Genomic DNA, 20,523 nt, shown 5'->3' with positions numbered 1-20,523 from the left:
CAGGAAAAGAAGAGGTGCAGTGTAGCGAAGCCTTATCCCGTTGCGGCCGGAGTATTTGAAGCCTGGAGTAATCGAACTGCATAAGCTTCGATATCCTCGCGCCTGTGCAACTTTTGCAGCCAACGGTCGGGAATGGCCTGCACGCCGTAAAAAGCCCCGGCCAACTGACCGACGATGGCGGCGGTGGTATCGGCGTCATCGCCCAGGTTGGAGGCCGTCAGGATGGCGGCTTCAAAGCTGTCGGTGTGATTAAAACACCACAGCGCCGCTTCCAGCGAGGCAACGCAATAACCGCTGCCACGGATAGCGCTTTCGGGTTTGTCGAAGTAATCGCCGCGTGCGATGGCGGTGACTTTTGGCTCCAGGAGGGTCGTGGCCGGCAAACGGAGTAAATCCGCTTTGGCCGCGCCCTGTAACGCGTGACCTATCAGCTCGGCGAACAATTGGCAGCACTCAACGGCTTCAGGCGCGGCGTGTGTCGTGCGGGAACTGTGAGCGGAGAACTCGCTGATCCGGTTACGGTCGGGGAAGTAATACAGAACCACCGGCACCAGCCGCATCAACGAACCATTCCCTGCGGTGTAGGGATCGGTTGAACCTGCGAAGGGCTCGCCGGTTTGCTGATACCGGGTCAAGGCATCACTGACGGTCATGCCAATGTCGAAGCATTCCCCGGTCGAACTCAGGTAACCCCATTGCCACCAATTGAGGTAGCGACCCATCTGGTCGGCGGCATCGAAGCCGTTTTTGCTCAGCAGGCTTTCGGCCAGGCATAACGCCATCGAGGTGTCATCGGTCCATTGCCCGGGCTTCAGATTGAAAGGGCCGCCGCCCACCATGTCGGTCAAGGGTCTGAACGAGCCGCGTGGCTGGAATTCGACAGTGGTGCCGACGGCATCACCGCAGGCCAGGCCCAGCAGGGCGCCGCGATAACGTTCCGTGAGTGAGGGCTGCATGAATCTTCCTTGTCCGGTCAATGTCGTCCCTGCAAACGGTAGCAGCTCCCATCGGTTGACTCTCGCTCTCAACCGCGAACTTTGGTGCGGATGTGCGGCCGAATATTTCAGACAGGGTTGATTGAGCAGCCCGATTGATACAACTTTAAGGTTGGTCTTGTGGTCTTACAGGCCTACTGTTCAATACAGGAGGTGACTTATGAACCCAGCATCAGATCGCATCGAAAGGAAGATCCTGCTTAAAGCGCCGCGCTCGCAGGTCTGGCGTGTGCTGGCCAACGCCGAAGCGTTCGGGCAGTGGTTTGGCGTGGCACTGGAAGGCAAGCGTTTTGTCGCCGGCGAATGGACTCAGGGGCAGATTACCTACCCCGGTTATGAGCATTTGCTGTGGAACGTCCTGGTAGAGCGAGTCGAGCCGGAACGCGTGTTTTCATTTCGCTGGCACCCGTATGCCGTCGAGCCGGAAGTCGATTACTCCCAGGAACCCACCACGCTGGTGCTGTTCGAGCTTGAAGACATGGATAACGGCACCTTGCTCAAGGTCACCGAGTCCGGTTTCGATCACATTCCCCAGACGCGGCGGCTCAAGGCCTTCCGCATGGACAGCCGGGGCTGGGATGAGCAGATGAACAACATCGAAGAATTTCTGAAGATCAATACCAAGGCCCGCTTGCAGCAGGGCGAGTAATGGCTGCAAGTTGAAAGGCGACTGCAGGCCCCGAAACTCGTAGCTTCCAGGCTCGACACCTGATGCGTCTAAGGGTTTTCGGAAGGGGTGGTATAGCGAATGTCCTACACGCGATGGTAACTATGTCGCCTGTTGCGGATTGGATCCGATGCGTAATCTAGCTTCATCAACCGGAGCACAGGAAGTGCTTCGGGATCAAGGATGATCGGCCATCAGCACGGAACGCTATCGACAGGGAGTCGACATGGTCTTGGGAAAACCCGCTTCGGCGGGTTTTTTTTCGTCTGCTGAAAAGCTCTCTATTTTTTTGGGAGTGAGACTTTGTGGCGAGGGGATTTATCGGAATGCCACACAGGTTCGCTCCCACACTGTCGGCATGCTGATGGTCAATGGCTTACACCAGAGCGCGTGTATGTCGTCTGTTTACGCTTCAACAACGCAGTTACTCTGGATCCATCAACTGAGTCGCAGGATGCACTCAGGATCACGGATGATCGACCATAGGCCTGGATGGCTGCTGACAGGATGTCGCAATGGTCTTGAGAAACCCGCTTAGGCGGGTTTTTTTGTGGGCGATGGAAAGTCCTCGGTGAAGCCGGACACTGGCTGCACCGAGGAATGGATCAGCGTACTGATGCCTGATCGAGCTTCGCCGCAACACGCTCGGTGATTTCCGAGCGTAATTTCAACGACCCGGCAGCCCGTTTCCGCGCGTCCTCCAGCACGCTGGCCGGCGCGGTCTCAGGGCAGCCCGAAGCAAACGGTGGCGCCGGAGCATATTCCAGCTGCAACTGCACTAACTGAGCGGTGTCCTTATCGAACAATTCAGCGGCCAATGTCAGCGCGAAATCGATGCCAGCGGTGATTCCGCCACCGGTCAGCAGATTGCCATCACGCACCACCCGATCCTTCACCGGGATCGCACCCAATGGCGCGAGCAATTCGTGGTACGCCCAGTGAGTGGTCGCGTGTTTGCCCTTGAGCAGGCCCGCGGCGCCCAGCACCAGCGCTCCCGTGCACACCGAAGTGACATAGCGCGCATGGGCCGCCTGAGCCTTGATGAACGCCAGCGTCTCGTCATCCTCCATCAACGGTCCGACACCGCTGCCGCCGGGAATGCAGATCACATCCAGTGCCGGGCAATCGTCGAAGGTAACGGTGGGCTTCAGCACCAGGCCGGTGCTCGCGGTGACGGGCACCAGGTCTTTCCAGATCAGATGCACCTTCACATCCGGGAGCGAGGCCAGCACGTCATAAGGGCCGGTCAGGTCCAGTTGCTGAACCTGCGGGAACAACAGAAAACCGATCTGCAACGTCATGGTGTTTTTCTCGCGAAGTGGGTGGACGGCTTCACTCTAGGCTCGTAGGATTTGGCGCATACGCCAATTACCCCACGAATTACGCCAAACATGCCCAAGACCATTCATGTGCTCGCGTTCGCCAATGTGCAACTGCTCGACGTCACCGGGCCCTTGCAAGTGTTCGCCTCGGCCAACGACATAGCCCGCCATAAAGGTTTGCCGCCGCCTTACGCTCCGACGGTGATCGCCTGCGGCGGCGGGGCGGTGATGTCGTCGGCGGGGTTGGCGTTGTTGGCCGAACCGTTGCCCGGGCAAGGCAGCGACACCTTGATCATTGCCGGCGGCTGGGGCGTTTACGCGGCGGCGGAGGATGCGGCACTGGTGGCGTGGGTGCGTGAGCATGGGGCGGGATGTCGCCGGGTGTCATCGGTGTGCACCGGCGCGTTTTTGCTGGCGGCCAGTGGCTGGCTCGATGGCCGTCGGGTGGTCACGCACTGGACTCGTTGCGAGCAGTTGGCGCAGAGGCACCCACGGCTTCAGGTCGAGCCCAATCCGATTTTCATCAACGACGGCCCGGTGTGGACCTCGGCGGGGGTGACTGCCGGCATTGACCTCGCGCTGGCCATGGTCGAAGAAGACCTGGGGCGCAACATGGCGCTGGAAGTGGCGCAGCAGTTGGTGGTTTTTCTCAAACGTCCGGGCGGCCAGTCGCAGTTCAGCGTGACCCTGTCATTGCAAAAGGAAGGTAGCCGATTCGATGACCTTCATGCCTGGATCAGCGAACACCTCACCATGGATCTGGGTATTCCCACCCTGGCGCTACAGGCCGGCATGAGCGAACGCAGCTTCGTCCGCCACTACCGCGCCGACACCGGCCAGACGCCCGCGCGGGCTATCGAACTGATTCGAGTCGAAACAGCGCGACGCCTGCTCAGCGACACCGGCGTGCCGATCAAACGGGTCGCGGTCCAGTGCGGGTTCGGCAGCGAAGAGACGCTGCGCCGCAGTTTTCTGCGCGCCATGGGCGTGACACCGCAAGCCTATCGCGAGCGGTTTTCGGTCAGCGCTCCAGCAGATCCAGTAATGCCCTGATCGTTGCCTCAGGCGCTTCTTCGGGGATGTTATGCCCGACGCCTGCCAGCACGCGCCGTTCATAGAAACCTGTGAAATGGGCGATGTCTTCGTCGACTTCCGACGCCGGGCCCACACCATCGTCGGCACCGCAGAGGGAGATCGTCGGAACGTTGATTGGCGGTTGCCGGGTCAGTGCCTCTTCAATCGATTCCAGCGCCGGATCACCCGCGACATACATGAAGCGATGGCGATAGGAGTGAATCACGACGGCGACGAAATCCGGGTTATCGAATGCCGATGCGCTGAGCGGGTATCGTTCGGGGCCTTCGGCCCAGGTTGGTGACCACAATTTCCACAGCAACTGGCACAGGGCGCGGCGATTTTCGGTCAGGCCTTCAACGCCGCGCGGGGTGTGGAAGTAGTACTGATACCAGAGCCGATGCTCGGTTTCCGGGTCCAGTGGCCGGGTCGAACGGGGAATGTCCTGAAGGTTGTAACCGTCACCGGTCACCAGGCAACGAACCCGCTCCGGCCACAGCGCCGCGACAATGCACGCCGCCCGCCCGCCCCAGTCGTAACCACAGAGGGCGGATTGTCTGATATTGAGTGCGTCCATCAGGTCCAGCAAATCCTGAGCGAGGGCGGCTTGCTGACCAGAACGCAGGGTATCGGTGCTGTTGAATCGGGTCGGGCCATAGCCGCGCAGATACGGGACGATAACCCGATAGCCTTTTCCGCCAAGGACTGGCGCGATGTCGTCGTAGGCACGGGGCGAGTAGGGGAAGCCGTGAAGCAGGATGACGGGGTCGCCCGTGGTGGGGCCGTGTTGTTCGTAGGCGAGTTTCAGATGCGGAGTCAATACATGGTTGATCAGTGCGTCATTGTTCATCTAACTCTCCAGACAGGTTGCCGGGGTCATTCCTGAACTTCGGTTTCCGCCATCTGATTAAAGTATTTGGAGCGATCCGGCGTAAACGTCACCACCATTCTGGTCCGGGAGCAGGTCAATACCCGTTCTTCGTCCAAATCAACCTCCAGATCTTCCCCGCGCAAACCCTGCCACTGAGCAAGGTATTTGAGCGATCCGTACTTTTCGAGTTTTTTCAGGCTACGGCTGACGCCACCTTTCCAGCCCAGCACCGGCAATTCGCCGGCGCGGCATTGTTGGGCGAGTTCGGGGAAGCGGGCGGCGCGCTGGCGGCCGATTTCCCAGCATTTGATCAGGCCTTTGTCGGGGCCTTCCCACAGTTCATCGCGGTTCAGGCCTGTACGGAGTGGGGTGTCGATGCTGCGGTGGATGCGCTGAGTCATTCGGGTTCCTTGAATTCGGGGGTGTTGGACAGCTCCGCTGTGCCCGTTGACGAGGGATGTTAGGTGGGGATGTGGTGAGTGGCAACAAAGGATTTCCAGAGGGGCTAATGACTTTCTGTGCGTTGGTTATCGGGTTTTGTTTAGTAGTTATAGGCGCCTGGATTGCACAGGGCACCAGGTTTTCAGTCCTTTGGCTGATCCTGTGAGCCTTGTATTTGGCTGATGGCCTCTTCGCGAGCAAGCCCGCTCCCACATTCGATCGCATACTTTCTGAAAGAACCCGGTCGAATGTGGGAGCGGGCTTGCTCGCGAAGGGTGCGACGCGGTCTCACGGTTGCCAGTAATTCTTCTCCCCACTCAATTTTCGGTCCAGAAAACTTGCCGCGCTGATCAGCGCCAGGTGCGTGAGCGCTTGCGGTGTGTTGCCCAGATGCCGCGCATGGCTGTCGAACTCTTCGGCATACAACCCCAGCGGATTGGCGTACCGCAGCAGTTGTTCAAATTCCAGGTGCGCCTTTTCCACCTGGCCGGCCCTGGCCAGGCATTCGACGTACCAGAACGAACACGCGGCGAAGGCGCCTTCAGTGCCGGTGAGGCCGTCGATCTGGCTGTCTTCGTTGCGATAGCGGTAGACCATGCCGTCGCGTACCAGGGTTTTCTGAATGGCTTCGAGGGTCGATAGCCAGCGCGGATCCTTGGCGCTGACGAAGCGCACCAGCGGCATCAGCAACATCGAACCATCCAGTGCGGTACCGCCGATGTGCTGGACGAAATGCCCGCGTTCTTCATTCCAGAAGTTTTCCCAGATGTCGACGTAGATCGCCTGGCGGGTCTGGTCCCAACGGGCAAACGGGGCGGGCAGGGAGCGTTTGGAGGCGAGGCGGATCACCCGGTCCAGCGCCACCCAGCACATCAACCGAGAATGCAGGAAATGGTGCTGCTCGCCACGCATTTCCCAGATGCCGACGTCTTTTTGCTGCCAGGTTTCGCAGACCTGATCGACCACTTCCACCGCGTGATTCCAGCCTTCATGGGAGATGGCGTCGCCGTATTTGTTGACCAGATACACCGCATCCATCAATTCGCCAAAGATATCGAGCTGGACCTGATCGTACGCACCGTTACCGATGCGTACCGGCGTGGCGCCGCCATGGCCGGACAGGTGCGAGAGTTCGGTTTCCGGCAGTTCCTGGCGGCCATCGATGGCGTAGAGAATGTTGAGCTTCATCGGTTTGCCGTGACAGTCGCTGACCCGCCCGCGCAGCCAGCGCATGTAATCGTTGGCTTCCTGGACAAACCCCAGGCGCATGAAGGCATAGACGGTGAACGAGGCGTCGCGGATCCAGGTGTAGCGATAATCCCAGTTGCGTTCACCACCCGGTGTTTCGGGCAGGCCAAACGTGGCTGCGGCCACAATCGCGCCATGTTTGCGTGAGGTCAGTAGCTTCAGCGCAAGGGCCGAGCGGTTGACCATTTCCCGCCACCGACCGCGGTAGTTGGACTGGCCGGTCCAGTCGCGCCAGAACTTCAACGTGCGCTCCATGCACAAGTCTGCAGCCCCTGCCTTGAAGCGGGGATCGCCGAAGCCGCCCAGCAGGAACTGCGCGCCCTGACCCTGTTCCAGGGTGAAGTCAGCCACCGCCGCGTCCCCTTTGACATGCAGCACCTGATCCGAAGACAGGCGCATGGACGGCTGATCGGTTGCCTCGAATACCACGTCCTTTTCGTCCAGCCGCGCACGGGTTCTGGCACGAGCGTAGTCATGCCTCACGGCGCAGCGCATGTGAAATGTCGCTTGGCCGCTGACCACCCGCACTCGACGCATCAGCACCGGCAGATCATCGTCGCTGTCGCCGATCGGCAGCAGGTCGGTGACCTCGACCACCGCGCTGTCGCTGAGCCAGCGGGTTTGCAGCACGTTGGTGTCGGGCAGATAGATCTGTTCGCGGCGGGCGTCGGGCAGGTCCGGCGTCAGTTGGAAAATGCCGGCCTCGGGCGTGTCCAGCAGCGAGCAGAAGATCGACGGGCTGTCGAATTCCGGCCAGCAGAAAAAATCCACGCTGCCTTTGTCGTTGACCAGTGCCGCGCTGCGCATGTCGCCAATGATGCCGTGGGCGTCGATGGCGCTTTGTCGTTCGGGATGATGATCAGTCATTAGCGCGAAACTCCGGATAGAGGCTCTTGCAGCTGTCGATGTAGTCGGAGGCACCGATGGTGAGGGCGACTTGTTGGGCGAGGGAAATCTGCATGTAAGTGAGCGCCTTGCGGTGAGGGCCTGATCAGGTGACTGGTTTGGGCGGCGCAGAGTTCATTTGGCGAAAGGAAATGACCCCATCGCTAGCAAGCCGGCTCCTACAGTAGAAGAAACGCGATTAACTGTAGGAGCCGGCTTGCTGGCGATGGGGCCTTCACATTCAACCAACAATTCGACCCTTTCCCCTTAAGCAGCCTTATGGCAACTTGCAGGCCCTTATCGAGAGCCGAACCATGGCCAACCCCTACCGCGAACTGTTCAAAGCCCCGGGCAGCCGAGCCTTTGTGCTGGCCGGGATGATCGCGCGCATGCCGATTTCCATGACCGGCATCGGCCTGATCACCATGCTCTCCCAGCTGCAAGGTGGTTACGGACTCGCGGGCGCGGTGGCGGCGACGTTTGCTTTAGCCACCGCGTTCTGCGCGCCACAGGTTTCACGCTTGGTGGACCGTTTCGGGCAGCGCCGGATCTTGCCGGTGTCGGCGTTGATCGGCGGCGGGGCGTTGTTGCTGGTGTTGCTGTGCACGCGCTTGCAGGCGCCGCAATGGACGCTGTTCGTGTTTGCCGCGCTGGCCGGTTGCATGCCGAGCATGTCGGCGATGGTGCGGGCGCGCTGGACCGAGGTCTATCGCGGCCAGCCGCAACTGCAAACCGCGTATGCCCTGGAATCGGTGCTCGACGAAGTCTGCTTTATTGTCGGCCCACCGCTGTCGGTGGGCTTGTGCGTGGTGGCGTTCCCCGAGGCGGGGCCGTTGGCGGCCTTGCTGATGCTGGCGATCGGGGTCACGGCGTTTGTCCTGCAACGGGACACCGAGCCGGCGATTCATCCCCATGAAGAACACCATCAGGGCTCGATCATTCGTTCCGGCGAGATTCAGTTGCTGATGCTGTTGATGGTCGCCATGGGCACCATAGTGGGCGTGGTGGATGTGGTCAGCGTGGCGTTTGCGCAGCAACAGGGCCAACCGGCGGCGGCGAGTATTGTGTTGTCGGTATATGCCATCGGCTCATGTCTGGCCGGGCTGGCGTTCGGGGCGTTGCGTTCGAAAGTGCCGTTGCCGCGACTGTTTCTGTACGGCGGGTTGGCGACGGCGGTGACTACGTTACCGTTGCTGCTGGCGAGCAACATTATCGGGCTGTCACTGGCGGTGTTCGTCGCCGGGCTGTTTTTTGCGCCGACGCTGATTGTTGCGATGGCGCTGGTGGAACGGATTGTGCCGCCGGCCAAGCTCACCGAAGGCCTGACCTGGTTGGTCACCGGGTTGAGCATTGGCGTGGCGATTGGCGCGGCGAGTTCGGGTTGGCTGGTGGATATGTTTGGCGCGCGCAGCGGGTTCTGGGTGGCCATCGCCGCCGGCGCCGTCGTGCTCGGGTCTGCAATCCCCACTTATCGCCATCTGAAATAATGCTTTACCTGTAGGAGCCGGCTTGCTGGCGACAGCGATGTATCAGTCACGTCAATGTCGATTGATACGCCGCTATCGCCAGCAAGCCGGCTCCTACAGGGGGCTCTGTACTAATTCCCCTCGGCGCTCATCCGTTCTCTTTACAGACAACTTTTCGAGGTAAGCCCGGTGACCCAGCTGACATTGCTGTGCCTGCCCTATTCAGGCGCGAGCGCCATGGTCTACAGCCGCTGGCGGCGCAAACTGCCGGAGTGGCTCACGTTGCAGCCAGTGGAACTGCCGGGGCGCGGCGCGCGGTTCGGTGAGCCATTGCACACCGACATGCGGCGCCTGGCGTTGCAACTCGCGCACGAACAGAGAGCCACGCTCAAGGCGCCGTATGCGCTGTTCGGCCACAGTCTCGGCGCTTTGCTGGCCTGCGAGATGGCTCATGCCTTTCGCTCGCTGGGTTGCCCGGAGCCGGTGGCGCTGTTCGCTTCAGGCACCGCTGCGCCGACGATGCGGGCAGATTACGACCAGGGTTTTGCCGACCCGAAAACCGATGCCGAGCTGATCGAGCAACTGCGCACCCTCAATGGCACCCGCGAAGAAGTGCTGGCCAATGAAGAGTTGATGAGCCTGACGCTGCCGATCCTGCGCGCAGACTTCCTGCTGTGCGGCCGCTTCGAACCGATCCAGCGTCCGCTTTTGACATGCCCGGTGCACGTGCTTGGCGGCAAGGCTGATCGCGCGACCACCGAGCAACTGATCGGCTGGAGCAAGGAAACTCACGGCAGCTTCTCAGTGGACATGCTGGCCGGCGGTCACTTCTTCATCCATGAACACGAAGCCAAGGTGTTGCGGGTGATCAAGGACCAGCTCGATGTTCACCATCGCCGGCATGTGATGGCCGTCACTGCCTAATACAATCTCAAGATCACCTATATCGAATGTGGGAGCGGGCTTGCTCGCGAAGGCGGTACATCAGTCGACATTAATGTTGACTGATGTACCGCCTTCGCGAGCAAGCCCGCTCCCACATTTTATTTGCAGCAACCTTAGATCCCACGGTTCGCCTCCCCGCTGACACTTATTCTCATTCGCTAATTTTTCCGGTCTGCATTCGTTTTATAGGGACGACGTGCCTTTGTGCTTCCCGCCACTGATCCGGATGCTTAGAAATGAATGCTGAAGACTCCTTGAAACTTGCTCGCCGGTTTATCGGGTTGCCCCTGGAAAAGCGCCAGATGTTCCTTGCGGCCTTGCAAAAGGAAGGTATTGATTTCGCCCGGTTCCCGATTCCTGCCGGCGTCGAGGCCGAGGATCGCCAGGCGTTGTCGTACGCTCAGCAACGCATGTGGTTTCTCTGGCAACTGGACGCGCACAGTGGCGCCTACAACCTGCCGGGCGCGGTGCGTCTGACCGGGCAGTTGAACCGGCCTGCGCTGGAGCAGGCTTTTGTCGGCCTGGTGGATCGTCACGAAACCCTGCGCACGGTGTTCCAGCGTCAGGCCGATGGCAACCTGCGACAAGTGCCGGCCAGCGCACCGCTGATGATCAATCATGTGGACTTCAGCGCGTTGCCGGCCACGGAGCGCGAACGGGCTGTCGCCCAAACGGCCGAGGAACAATCGGTACTGCCCTTCGATTTATCTGTCGGCCCGTTGCTGCGCGTGACGTTGCTCAAGCTCGCCGAACAGGAACACGTCCTGCTGCTGACCCTGCACCACATCGTTTCCGATGGTTGGTCGATGAACGTGCTGATCGATGAATTCATCCGCTGCTACGACGCCTTCGAGGCCGGTGCACAACCGCAACTTGCTCCATTGCCGATCCAGTACAGCGACTACGCGTTGTGGCAACGCCGCTGGCTGGAAGCGGGTGAACAGGCGCGTCAACTGGAGTACTGGCAAGCGCAACTCGGTGACGAACACCCGGTGCTGGAACTGCCCACCGACCACTCGCGCCCGGCGATCCCGAGCTATCGCGGCACCCGCTACGAATTTGCCGTCGACCCCCAACTGGCCGAGCAACTGCGCGCTACCGCGCAAAAACACAACATCACCCTGTTCATGCTGTTGCTCGGTGCGTTCAACGCGCTGCTGCATCGCTACACCGGGCAGACCGACATCCGCGTCGGCGTGCCGATTGCCAACCGCAACCGTGCGGAAATCGAAGGCCTGATCGGCTTCTTCGTCAACACCCAAGTGCTGCGTACCCAGCTCGATGGCCACACCCGCGTCGAGGATTTGCTGCGCGCCATCAAGGAAACCGCCCTCGGTGCCCAGGCCCATCAGGACCTGCCGTTCGAGCGTCTGGTCGAAGCGCTGAAACTGGAACGCAGCCTCAGCCACACGCCGCTGTTCCAGGTGATGTACAACCACCAGCCGCAAGTCGCGGACATGTCCAGCATCAGCACCGCTTCCGGCCTGGTATTGGGTGCGATCGAGTGGGAAGGGCGCACCACGCAGTTCGACCTGACCCTCGACACCTATGAAAAGGGCGGCAAGCTGCACGCCGCGCTGACCTACGCCAGCGACCTGTTCGACGCGCCGACCATCGCGCGTATGGCGCAGCACTGGACGCGCCTGCTGCAGGCGATGGTGGTCGATTCGAATCAGCGGGTCGGCGAGCTGCCGATGCTGGCGGCGGATGAGCAGCAGGTGCTGGTGCACGACTGGAACCGCACCGCCGAAACTTATCCCGTCGAACAATGCGTTCATGAATTGATTCACGCCAGGGCCTTGCTCACACCCGAAGCGCCGGCGCTGGTGTTTGGCGACCGTCAGCTGACTTATGCACAGCTCGATGCGCGCACCAGTCAATTGGCTCATTACCTGCGCGAGCAGGGTGTCGTCCCCGATGTGCTGGTGGGTATCGCCGTCGAGCGTTCGCTGGAAATGGTCATTGGCCTGTTGGCGATTCTCAAGGCCGGCGGCGCCTATGTGCCGCTCGACCCGGAGTGTCCGGCGGAGCGCCTGGCCTACATGATCGAAGACAGCGCGATCGGTGTATTGCTGACCCAAAGCGCTTTGGTTGGCACGCTGCCGACCGAAGGCATCAAGGTCATCGCGCTGGATCAGGACGAGGGCTGGCTGGACGCTTACAGCGAAACCTGCCCGCAGGTGTCGGTGAATCCGCTGAATCTGGCCTACGTGATTTACACCTCCGGCTCCACCGGCAAACCCAAGGGCGCCGGCAACAGCCATGCGGCGCTGGTCAACCGTTTGTGCTGGATGCAACAGGCGTATGGGCTGGACGGCAGCGACTCGGTGTTGCAGAAAACCCCGTTCAGTTTTGATGTGTCGGTCTGGGAATTCTTCTGGCCGTTGATGACCGGCGCCCGTCTGGTGGTGGCGCCGCCGGGCGCGCATCGCGAGCCGGCGCGGTTGATCCGCCTCATCGGCGAGTTCGGCATCAGCACCTTGCACTTTGTGCCGTCGATGCTTCAGGCGTTTATCCACGAACCGGGCGTTGAAGCCTGCACCAGCCTCAAACGCATCGCCTGCAGCGGTGAAGCCCTGCCGCTGGACGCCCAGCTTCAAGTGTTCGCCAAGCTGCCGGGCGCCGGGTTGTACAACTTGTACGGGCCGACCGAAGCGGCCATCGACGTGACGCACTGGACCTGCGTCGACGAAGGCGCCGACAGCGTGCCCATCGGCCGGCCGATTGCCAACCTGCGCACCCATGTTCTGGATGCGCAGTTGCTGCCGGTGCCGGCAGGCGTGGCGGGAGAGTTGTACCTGGGTGGCGCCGGTCTGGCGCGCAGTTATCACCGCCGTCCGGGGCTGACCGCCGAGCGGTTTGTGCCGTGCCCGTTCCATGACGGTGCGCGTCTGTACCGCACCGGCGACCGCGTACGCCAGCGTGCCGATGGGGTGATCGAATACCTCGGCCGTCTCGACCATCAAGTGAAACTGCGCGGGCTGCGTATCGAGTTGGGGGAAATCGAAACCCGCCTGATGCAGCATCCGCAGGTGCGCGAAGCCGTGGTGCTGGTGCAGGGCGGCAAGCATCTGGTTGCGTACCTGGTGCTGGAAAACGCCGAGGCGCAGTGGCCGGAAACCCTCAAGGCCTGGCTGCTGAGCAGCTTGCCGGAATACATGGTGCCGACCTACCTGATGCCATTGGATGCCTTGCCGGTGACCGCCAACGGAAAACTGGACCGCAAGGCCCTGCCGCAACCGGATGCGGCGCCGCAACAAGTGTTCGTCGCGCCGCAAGACGCCATGCAAACGGCGCTGGCGCAGATCTGGCAGGACGTGTTGGGCCTGGAGCGCGTGGGCCTCGAAGACAACTTCTTCGAGCTGGGCGGCGACTCGATCATCTCCATTCAAGTGGTCAGCCGCGCCCGTCAGGCCGGCATCCGTCTCAGCCCACGCGACCTGTTTCAGTACCAGACCGTGCGCAGCCTCGCGCTGGTGGCGGCGTTCGACAACCGCAGTTCCATCGACCAAGGGCCGGTCAGCGGCGAGGCGGTACTGACCCCGGCGCAACATTACTTCTTCGAACAAGCCATCGCGCAGCCGCAACACTGGAACCAATCCTTGTTGTTGACGCCACGCGGGGCGCTGAACCCTGAAGCACTTGAAGCTGCATTGGTCGCGGTGATCAACCATCACGATGCCTTGCGTCTGCGTTTCACCCAAGGAGTCGATGGCTGGCAGCAGCGCCATGGATCTCCGGTCGAAACGGCGGGGTTGTGGCAGCGGCGGGCGTCGTCGACCGAGGTGTTGTCGGCCCTTTGCGACGAAGCGCAACGCAGCCTTGATCTGGCCGACGGGCCGTTGCTGCGCGCTTTGCTGGTCAGTCTCGACGACGGCACGCAACGCCTGTTGCTGGCGGTGCACCATTTGGCGGTGGACGGCGTGTCCTGGCGAGTACTGCTCGAAGACCTCCAGCAGGCTTATGCGCAGTTGGCGAGTGGCGGCGCCGCGACGTTACCTGACAAAACCAGCGCCTACCAAAGCTGGGCCAGTCATCTGCAAGAACATGCCCGCACGCTGAGCGAGCAATTGCCGTATTGGCAGGCGCAACACGCCGATGCCCGCGACCTGCCGTGCGAAAACCCGCTGGGCAGCCTGCAGCATCGCCACGGCCACAAGATCGAGTCGAAGCTCGACACCGGGTTGACGCGGCAATTACTGCAAACGGCGCCGGCGGCCTATCGCACTCAGGTCAATGACTTGCTGCTGACGGCGCTGGCGCGGGTGATCTGCCGCTGGACCGGGCATCACTCGACGCTGATCCAGCTTGAAGGCCATGGCCGTGAAGACCTGTTCGACGACCTCGACCTGACGCGTACCGTGGGCTGGTTCACCAGCCTGTTCCCGGTGCGCCTGCGACCTCAGGCCGACACGGCGAATGCGATCAAGGCGATCAAGGAACAACTGCGCGCCATCCCCGAAAAAGGGCTGGGTCATGGCTTGCTGCGCTACCTCGGCGAGCCGGCCCAGCGGGAGACCTTGCAACGGTTGCCGGCACCACGGATCACCTTCAATTACCTCGGTCAGTTCGACCGCCAGTTCGATGACGATGCGCTGTTTGTACCGGCGCTGGAAAGTGGCGGTCAGGCCCAGGGTGACGATGCGCCGCTGGCCAACTGGCTGACGCTGGAAAGCCAGGTCTATGGCGGTCAACTCTCTTTGCAATGGGGTTTCAGTCGCGACATGTTCGCCGACAGCACCGTGCAGCAACTGGCCGATGCCTACACCGAAGAACTCACCGCGCTGATCGAACACTGCTGCGCCACACCGGCCGGCCAGGTCACGCCGTCGGACTTCCCGCTGGCACGGATCAACCAGGCGCAACTGGACGCACTGCCCGTCGCGGCACCGGCCATCGAGGACATTTATCCGCTGACGCCGATGCAGCAGGGCATGCTGTTCCACACCTTGTATGAGCCACAGGCCGAGGCCTACATCAACCAACTGCGCCTGGATATCCGGGGGCTTGAACTGGCGGCCTTCGGTCGGGCGTGGCAGGCGGCGATCAACCGTCACGACATTCTGCGCAGCAGCTTCCACTGGTCAGGTCTGGAGTGCGCGCATCAGGTGATTCATCGCCAGATCGACCTGCAATTGCAGGTGATCGAAGCGGCCGATATCGACCTCGATGCGCTGGCCGCCGAAGAGCGCAGCCGTGGTTTCGAACTCAGTGCCGCGCCGCTGTTCCGCCTGATGCTGGTACGTCAAGACGGCGACGCCTGGCACCTGATCTACACCAGTCATCACATCCTCATGGATGGCTGGAGCAACGCGCAGTTGCTCGGCGAAGTGATTCAGCATTACGCCGGGCAGACACTGGCCAAACCTCTGGGGCAATACCGCGACTACCTGGGCTGGATTCAGCAGCAGCCACTGGCGGCGGGCGAACAGTTCTGGAAGCAGGCGCTCACCGCCCTCGAAACGCCGACACTGCTGGCGCAAGCCTTGCCGACACCGGTCGAGGGGCGCGGCATGGGCGAGCATCACCTGACGCTGGAAAGCACTGCGATGCAGCGCCTGGCCGAGTTCGCCCGGCAGCAGAAAATCACCCTCAACACCCTGTTGCAGGGCGCGTGGGGTCTGTTGTTGCAGCGCTACACCGGTCAATCGTGCGTGGCGTTCGGTGCGACGATTGCGGGGCGATCCGCACCGTTGCCGGGCATCGAGCAACAGTTGGGCCTGTTCATCAACACCTTGCCGATCATCGCCACGCCACACTCCGTGCAGCCGGTCAGCCAATGGCTCGACGAGCTGCAAGCCTTGAACCTGAGCCTGCGCGAGTTCGAGCATGTACCGCTTTACGACATTCAGGGCTGGGCCGGGCAGCAGGGCAACGCGCTGTTCGACAGTTTGCTGGTGTTTGAAAACTTCCCGGTGGCCGAAGCCCTCAAGCAAGGCGCGCCGGCGGGCCTGGCCTTCGGTGCACTGCGCAATCACGAAATCACCAGCTACCCGCTGACCCTCGGCATCGAAGTCGGCGCCAGCCTGCGTCTGGAATTCAGTTTCGATCAGGCCTTGTTCGGCGCCGCGCAGATCGAGCGGCTGGGCGCGAACCTGCTGCATGTACTGGAGCAATTCGTCGCGCAGCCGCAACAGGTGCTGGGCGCCGTCGGCCTCTTGGACGCGCAGCAAAAAGCCCAGGTGTTGCTCGGCTCGCGTCCCGCCGCGCCGCTGCTGGACAGTCCGTTGCTGGCGCATCAACGTTTCGAGCAGCAAACGGCCCGCACGCCCGATGCGTTGGCCGTGATCGTCGGCGACGAACGCCTGACTTATGCACAGCTCAACGCCCAGGCCAACCAGCTCGCCCATCGCCTGCGCGAGCACGGTGTGGCGCCGGGGCAACGGGTTGGCCTGTCGGTGCGGCGCAATGCGCAGATGATCGTCAGCCTCGTGGCCATCCTCAAGTCCGGCGCCGGTTATGTGCCGCTGGACCCGGACTACCCGGCCGAACGCCTGGCCTACATGATCGAAGACAGCGGGATGGATCTGCTGCTGGCGCAACCGGAACTGCTGGCTGATGTCGCGTTGCCCGATGGCTTGCCGCGTCTGGCGCTGACGGCGGCGTCGCTGGCCGGCTATTCAACGGCCAACCCGGTCAACCTCGCCTGTGCCGAAGACCTCGCCTACCTGATTTACACCTCGGGCTCCACCGGCCGGCCGAAAGGCGTGTGCCTGGCCCACGCCGCGCTGCGCGAGTTTTGCGTGATTGCGGCGGACTATTCGCAACTCAGCGCCGACGACCGCGTGCTGCAATTCGCCACGTTCAGCTTCGACGGCTTTGTCGAGCAGTGCTACCCGCCGCTGTGCGTGGGGGCGGCGCTGGTGTTGCGCGGCGATGAACTGTGGGACACCGACACCTTGTACCGGCAGATCATTGAACAGGGCGTGACCCTGGCGGACTTGCCGGCGGCCTATTGGTACTTGCTGGCCCAGGAATGGGCCGCGCAACCTCAGCGCGACAAAGGTCGGCTGCGTCAGGTCCACGTCGGCGGCGAAGCCATGTCGCTGGAAGGCCTGAAACTCTGGCATGCCGCCGGTCTCGGCGACGTACGCCTGCTCAACACCTACGGGCCGACCGAAGCCACCGTGGTCTCCAGCACTCACCTGTGCACCCTGGCCGACACGCAAAACCTGATCGGCGTGCCGATTGGCCGCGCCTTGCCCGGTCGAGCGCTGTACGTGCTCGACACCGAGGGCCATCTGCTGCCAACCGGTTGCGTGGGTGAGTTGTGCATCGGCGGTGACGCCGGCATTGCCCAGCACTATCACCAGCGTCCGGGGCTGAGTGCCGAACGCTTCATCGCCGATCCGTTTTCCACCACCCCGGGGGCGCGCTTGTATCGCAGCGGCGACCTGGCGCGGTATCGCGGAGACGGTGCGCTGGAGTACCTGGGGCGCATCGATCACCAAGTGAAAATCCGTGGTTTCCGCGTCGAGCTCGGTGAACTGGAAGCGCACCTGCAAGGCTTGCCGATGATCAGCGAAGCGGCAGTGCTGGTGCACGAAGGCGTCGGCGGCAAGCAACTGATCGGCTATGTCGTGCCGACGCAATCCAACGTCGATGCGCGGCCACTCACCGAAACCGTGCGCCACGCCTTGGGCGAGCGCCTGCCGGAGTACATGCTGCCGGCGCAACTGGTGGTGATGAGCGCATTGCCGCTTAACCGCAACGGCAAACTCGACCGCGCCGCGTTACCGGCGCCAGAGGTCTGGGAAGCCGTAGCCGGCAGCGCGCCGCAAGGCGAGCTGGAAATCGAGCTGGCGCAGATCTGGCAGCAGGTGTTGCACGTCACCCGTGTCGATCGCGAAAACAGCTTCTTCGAGTTGGGCGGTCATTCGTTGCTGGCCACGCAGATCGTCTCGCAGATTCGTCAACGCCTGGGCCTGTCGGTGAGTTTGCGCAGCCTGTTCGAATACCCGCGCCTGCAGGATTTCGCCGCTCAGGTACAAGGGCTGCGGCACGACGCCAATGTCTGCGAACGCCCGGCGCTGGTGGCGAACCACTCCGGCGAACGCCAGCCGTTGTCCTTCGCCCAGCAGCGGTTGTGGTTCCTGTGGAACCTGGAACCGGACAGCTCGATGTACAACATGCCCGGCGCCTTGCGTTTGCGTGGGGATCTGAACCTCTCTGCACTGCAGCAGACCTTCGAGATCTTGGTGCAACGCCATGCGGTGTTGCGTACCACATTCGTTGATGAAGACGGTCAGGCCTGGCAACGGGTACACGCCGAACTGCCGTTGAACTTCGTCGCCAGCGACCTGCGGCATTTGCCGGCGCCGGACGTCGAAGCCGCGCAACTGGCCCGTGAAGAAGTCGCCCGGCCGTTCGATTTGCGCAATGGGCCGTTGTTGCGGGTGCGGGTGTTGCAGGTCGCGGATCAGGAGCATGTGCTGCTGCTGACGGTGCACCACATCGCGGCGGATGACTGGTCGTTCCGGATACTGATCAATGAATTCGTCACGCTGTACCCGACCCTCAACCGGGGTGGTGTCGCGCAGTTGCCGGAGCAGGTCGTGCAATACGCCGACTTCGCCACATGGCAGCGTCAGTGGCTGGAGCAGGGCGGCGAGCTGCAACGTCAGCTCGATTACTGGACCGCGCGCCTCGGGCAACCGCAAGCCGTGCTGGAGCTGCCGGGCGACGGCGATCAGCGTCAGTCGCAGGAAGGCGCCAGCCAGCATTTCACCTTGAATTCGACCTTGAGTCAGCAATTGCGCGACTTCGCCCAACAGCGTGGATTGTCGTTGTTCATGGTGCTATTGGCCGGCTTCACCCTGGTGTTGCGTCAGCGCACCGAGGTCAGTCGCGTGCGCATCGGCACCGATATCGCCAACCGAAATCAAGTTGAGCTTGAACAAATGGTCGGCTTCTTCGTTAACCAGTTAGTGCTGCAAGTGGAGGTCGATGCCGACCAGGCTGCCGGGCAACTGTTGCAAGCCTGTCGCCGTGCGGTTCTGGAGGCTTCGGACCATCAGGACCTGCCGTTCGATCGATTGGTGGAAGCGTTGCGTTTGCCACGCCGGGCCGGGCGTTCGCCGTTGTTCGACATCAAGTTGATCTACCAGGAAGGCGTCGGTCGCTTGCCGTCCATGGACGGCCTGCTGGTCGAGGACTTCCCGTCGGGCCGTCAAGCCGCCGAGATCGGCATGGTCGCTGCGTTCTACAACGAGGCCGAACACATTCACCTGAGTGTCGAAACACCCGCCGGGCAGTACTTGCCGAGCACGCTGCAAAGCCTGTTCGAACAAATCGAGGCGGTACTGCAAGCGTTGTTGCGCGCTGACGAGCTGACGGTCAGCCAATTGCTGGACCTGGCCACCGATGTGCAGCGCCGCGCCGATGCGCGCCTGAACGAACAACGCAAGGCGTTGCTGGGCGGGCCCATGGCGATCAAGCGCCGCTCGGCGATGCGTGGCACGCCGGCAGCGCAGACCGCGGCGGACTGATTTATTGCGGCGGCGTCAACCGGGCGTCGCCGTCATCATTTTCTGGAGGGGTTTATGACTGTTTCAACCACCAAGTCCATTCCCAAAATCGGCCGCGGTGCGCGCAAGAGCCTGTCCACCGACCCGACCCGGCTGGTGAGTTTTGCGCCGATGTTCGACGGCGTCAGCATGCCCCTGGTGTGCCGCCCGGCGGTGCCCGGCGTGAGCCTGGTGGAGTGGGCGACGGAGAATCGCGCGCTGATCGAAAGCAAGCTGCTAGAGCACGCAGTGATTCTGTTCCGTGGCTTCCAGGTGGCCGACATTGCCGAGTTCAACCGCTGCGTGGCGGCGATTTCCGACGGCGCCCTGGAATACCTGTTCCGCGCTTCGCCACGAACCCAGATCAGCGGTCAGTTCAAGATCTACAGCTCCACCGACTACCCGGCAGCGGAGAAAATCTTCCCGCACAACGAGCATTCCTATTCGCCGGTGTTCCCGCGTCACTTGTATTTCTACTGCGATACGCCCTCGACCACCGGCGGCGAAACCCCGTTCGGCGACACCCGCGAAATCCTCGCGCGCATCGATCCGGCGGTGCGCGAGGCGTTTCAGCGTAAACGCATCATGTACGTGCGCAACTACGGCGACGGCATGGGGCTGCCATGGCAGACCGTGTTCCAGAGCGAAGATCGCGGCGAAGTCGAAGCCTACTGCGCCAAGATCGGCATTCAGGTCGAGTGGAAGCCGGGCAATCGCCTGCGCACCCGGCAAAACGGCCCGGCGATCGTGCGCCATCCGCTGACCGGCGAGCGCATCTGGTTCAACCACGGCACCTTCTTCAACGCGCTGACCCTGCCGGACAGCATCCGCGACAACCTGCTGCGTGAATTCGGCCCGCTGGACCTGCCACAAAACACCTTCTTCGGCGACGGTTCGGTCATTCCGGATGACGTCATCCGCCACCTGCAAGGCATCTATCGCGACGTGATGGTCGAGTTCGCCTGGGAGAAGGGCGACGTGGTCCTGCTGGACAACATCCTCAGCGTGCATGCGCGCAACGAATTCACTGGCTACAGAAAAATCCTCACGGCCATGGCCATCGCGCAGAAAAGCGCCGACCTGGATCAGGAATAAGGACTCTC

At 62.0% G+C, this 20,523-nt stretch carries 11 protein-coding genes; 6 read left to right on the top strand and 5 right to left on the bottom strand.

What is annotated here, in order from left to right; genetic code table 11:
- Nucleotides 1–32: 32 nt before the first annotated feature.
- Nucleotides 33–956, bottom strand: coding sequence for an ADP-ribosylglycohydrolase family protein (locus PMI01S_RS16535; RefSeq protein WP_084321058.1), 924 nt, complete (start codon nucleotides 954–956; stop codon nucleotides 33–35).
- A 199-nt stretch (nucleotides 957–1,155) separates the two neighbouring features.
- Here PMI01S_RS16535 and PMI01S_RS16530 point away from each other — a divergent pair, with 199 nt between their 5' ends.
- The gene (locus tag PMI01S_RS16530; RefSeq protein ID WP_084321057.1) at nucleotides 1,156–1,644 is read left to right on the top strand and encodes an SRPBCC family protein; all 489 of its coding nucleotides are present in this window, start codon (nucleotides 1,156–1,158) and stop codon (nucleotides 1,642–1,644) included.
- 623 nt (nucleotides 1,645–2,267) lie between these two features.
- Here PMI01S_RS16530 and inhA read toward each other — a convergent pair.
- On the bottom strand, nucleotides 2,268–2,963 hold the full coding sequence (gene inhA, locus PMI01S_RS16525; protein ID WP_084321056.1) for an isonitrile hydratase: 696 nt from the start codon (nucleotides 2,961–2,963) through the stop codon (nucleotides 2,268–2,270).
- 90 nt (nucleotides 2,964–3,053) lie between these two features.
- On the opposite strand from inhA, the gene PMI01S_RS16520 reads away from it, so the two are divergent.
- Nucleotides 3,054–4,037, top strand: a complete 984-nt coding sequence (locus tag PMI01S_RS16520) for a GlxA family transcriptional regulator (RefSeq protein WP_084321055.1) — start codon at nucleotides 3,054–3,056, stop codon at nucleotides 4,035–4,037.
- On the opposite strand, the gene PMI01S_RS16515 is transcribed toward PMI01S_RS16520, so the two are convergent.
- From PMI01S_RS16515 to PMI01S_RS16505, 3 genes are all read right to left on the bottom strand, one after another.
- Nucleotides 4,006–4,908 carry an alpha/beta fold hydrolase gene (locus tag PMI01S_RS16515; protein WP_084321054.1) on the bottom strand — a complete coding sequence of 301 codons (903 nt, stop codon included), beginning with the start codon at nucleotides 4,906–4,908 and terminating at the stop codon, nucleotides 4,006–4,008. The genes PMI01S_RS16520 and PMI01S_RS16515 overlap by 32 nt on opposite strands.
- Nucleotides 4,909–4,934: 26 nt before the next feature.
- Entirely contained in the window at nucleotides 4,935–5,330 is a 396-nt protein-coding gene (locus PMI01S_RS16510) for a hypothetical protein (protein WP_084321053.1), read from the bottom strand.
- A 328-nt stretch (nucleotides 5,331–5,658) separates the two neighbouring features.
- Nucleotides 5,659–7,485, bottom strand: a complete 1,827-nt coding sequence (locus PMI01S_RS16505; RefSeq protein ID WP_084321052.1) for a glycoside hydrolase family 15 protein — start codon at nucleotides 7,483–7,485, stop codon at nucleotides 5,659–5,661.
- Nucleotides 7,486–7,817: 332 nt separating this feature from the next.
- Between PMI01S_RS16505 and PMI01S_RS16500 the strand changes: the two genes are divergently transcribed.
- The 4 genes from PMI01S_RS16500 to PMI01S_RS16485 all read left to right on the top strand — a co-directional run bounded on the left by PMI01S_RS16500 (nucleotide 7,818) and on the right by PMI01S_RS16485 (nucleotide 20,515).
- Nucleotides 7,818–8,990: an MFS transporter gene (locus tag PMI01S_RS16500; RefSeq protein ID WP_084321051.1), complete on the top strand. Its 1,173-nt coding sequence runs from the start codon at nucleotides 7,818–7,820 to the stop codon at nucleotides 8,988–8,990.
- 168 nt (nucleotides 8,991–9,158) lie between these two features.
- Nucleotides 9,159–9,893, top strand: coding sequence for a thioesterase II family protein (locus PMI01S_RS16495; protein ID WP_084321050.1), 735 nt, complete (start codon nucleotides 9,159–9,161; stop codon nucleotides 9,891–9,893).
- Nucleotides 9,894–10,150: 257 nt separating this feature from the next.
- Nucleotides 10,151–19,402 carry a non-ribosomal peptide synthetase gene (locus PMI01S_RS16490; protein ID WP_084321049.1) on the top strand — a complete coding sequence of 3,084 codons (9,252 nt, stop codon included), beginning with the start codon at nucleotides 10,151–10,153 and terminating at the stop codon, nucleotides 19,400–19,402.
- Nucleotides 19,403–19,456: 54 nt separating this feature from the next.
- Nucleotides 19,457–20,515 (top strand): TauD/TfdA family dioxygenase, encoded by a 1,059-nt coding sequence (locus tag PMI01S_RS16485; protein ID WP_084321048.1) that lies wholly within the window; start codon nucleotides 19,457–19,459, stop codon nucleotides 20,513–20,515.
- Nucleotides 20,516–20,523: the final 8 nt, after the last annotated feature.

Source organism: Pseudomonas migulae NBRC 103157, from assembly GCF_002091715.1.
Classification (GTDB): Bacteria; Pseudomonadota; Gammaproteobacteria; order Pseudomonadales; family Pseudomonadaceae; genus Aquipseudomonas; species Aquipseudomonas migulae_A.
Note: the sequence above shows the minus strand (reverse complement) of the source record. Positions and strands in the feature narration are given on the sequence as shown.

Coding starts and splice junctions, on each gene's coding strand:
- PMI01S_RS16505 (WP_084321052.1), bottom strand. CDS start 7,485: ATGACTGATCATCATCCCGAACGACAAAGCGCCATCGACGCCCACGGC.
- PMI01S_RS16485 (WP_084321048.1), top strand. CDS start 19,457: ATGACTGTTTCAACCACCAAGTCCATTCCCAAAATCGGCCGCGGTGCG.
- PMI01S_RS16535 (WP_084321058.1), bottom strand. CDS start 956: ATGCAGCCCTCACTCACGGAACGTTATCGCGGCGCCCTGCTGGGCCTG.
- inhA (WP_084321056.1), bottom strand. CDS start 2,963: ATGACGTTGCAGATCGGTTTTCTGTTGTTCCCGCAGGTTCAGCAACTG.
- PMI01S_RS16490 (WP_084321049.1), top strand. CDS start 10,151: ATGAATGCTGAAGACTCCTTGAAACTTGCTCGCCGGTTTATCGGGTTG.
- PMI01S_RS16530 (WP_084321057.1), top strand. CDS start 1,156: ATGAACCCAGCATCAGATCGCATCGAAAGGAAGATCCTGCTTAAAGCG.
- PMI01S_RS16510 (WP_084321053.1), bottom strand. CDS start 5,330: ATGACTCAGCGCATCCACCGCAGCATCGACACCCCACTCCGTACAGGC.
- PMI01S_RS16520 (WP_084321055.1), top strand. CDS start 3,054: ATGCCCAAGACCATTCATGTGCTCGCGTTCGCCAATGTGCAACTGCTC.
- PMI01S_RS16515 (WP_084321054.1), bottom strand. CDS start 4,908: ATGAACAATGACGCACTGATCAACCATGTATTGACTCCGCATCTGAAA.
- PMI01S_RS16500 (WP_084321051.1), top strand. CDS start 7,818: ATGGCCAACCCCTACCGCGAACTGTTCAAAGCCCCGGGCAGCCGAGCC.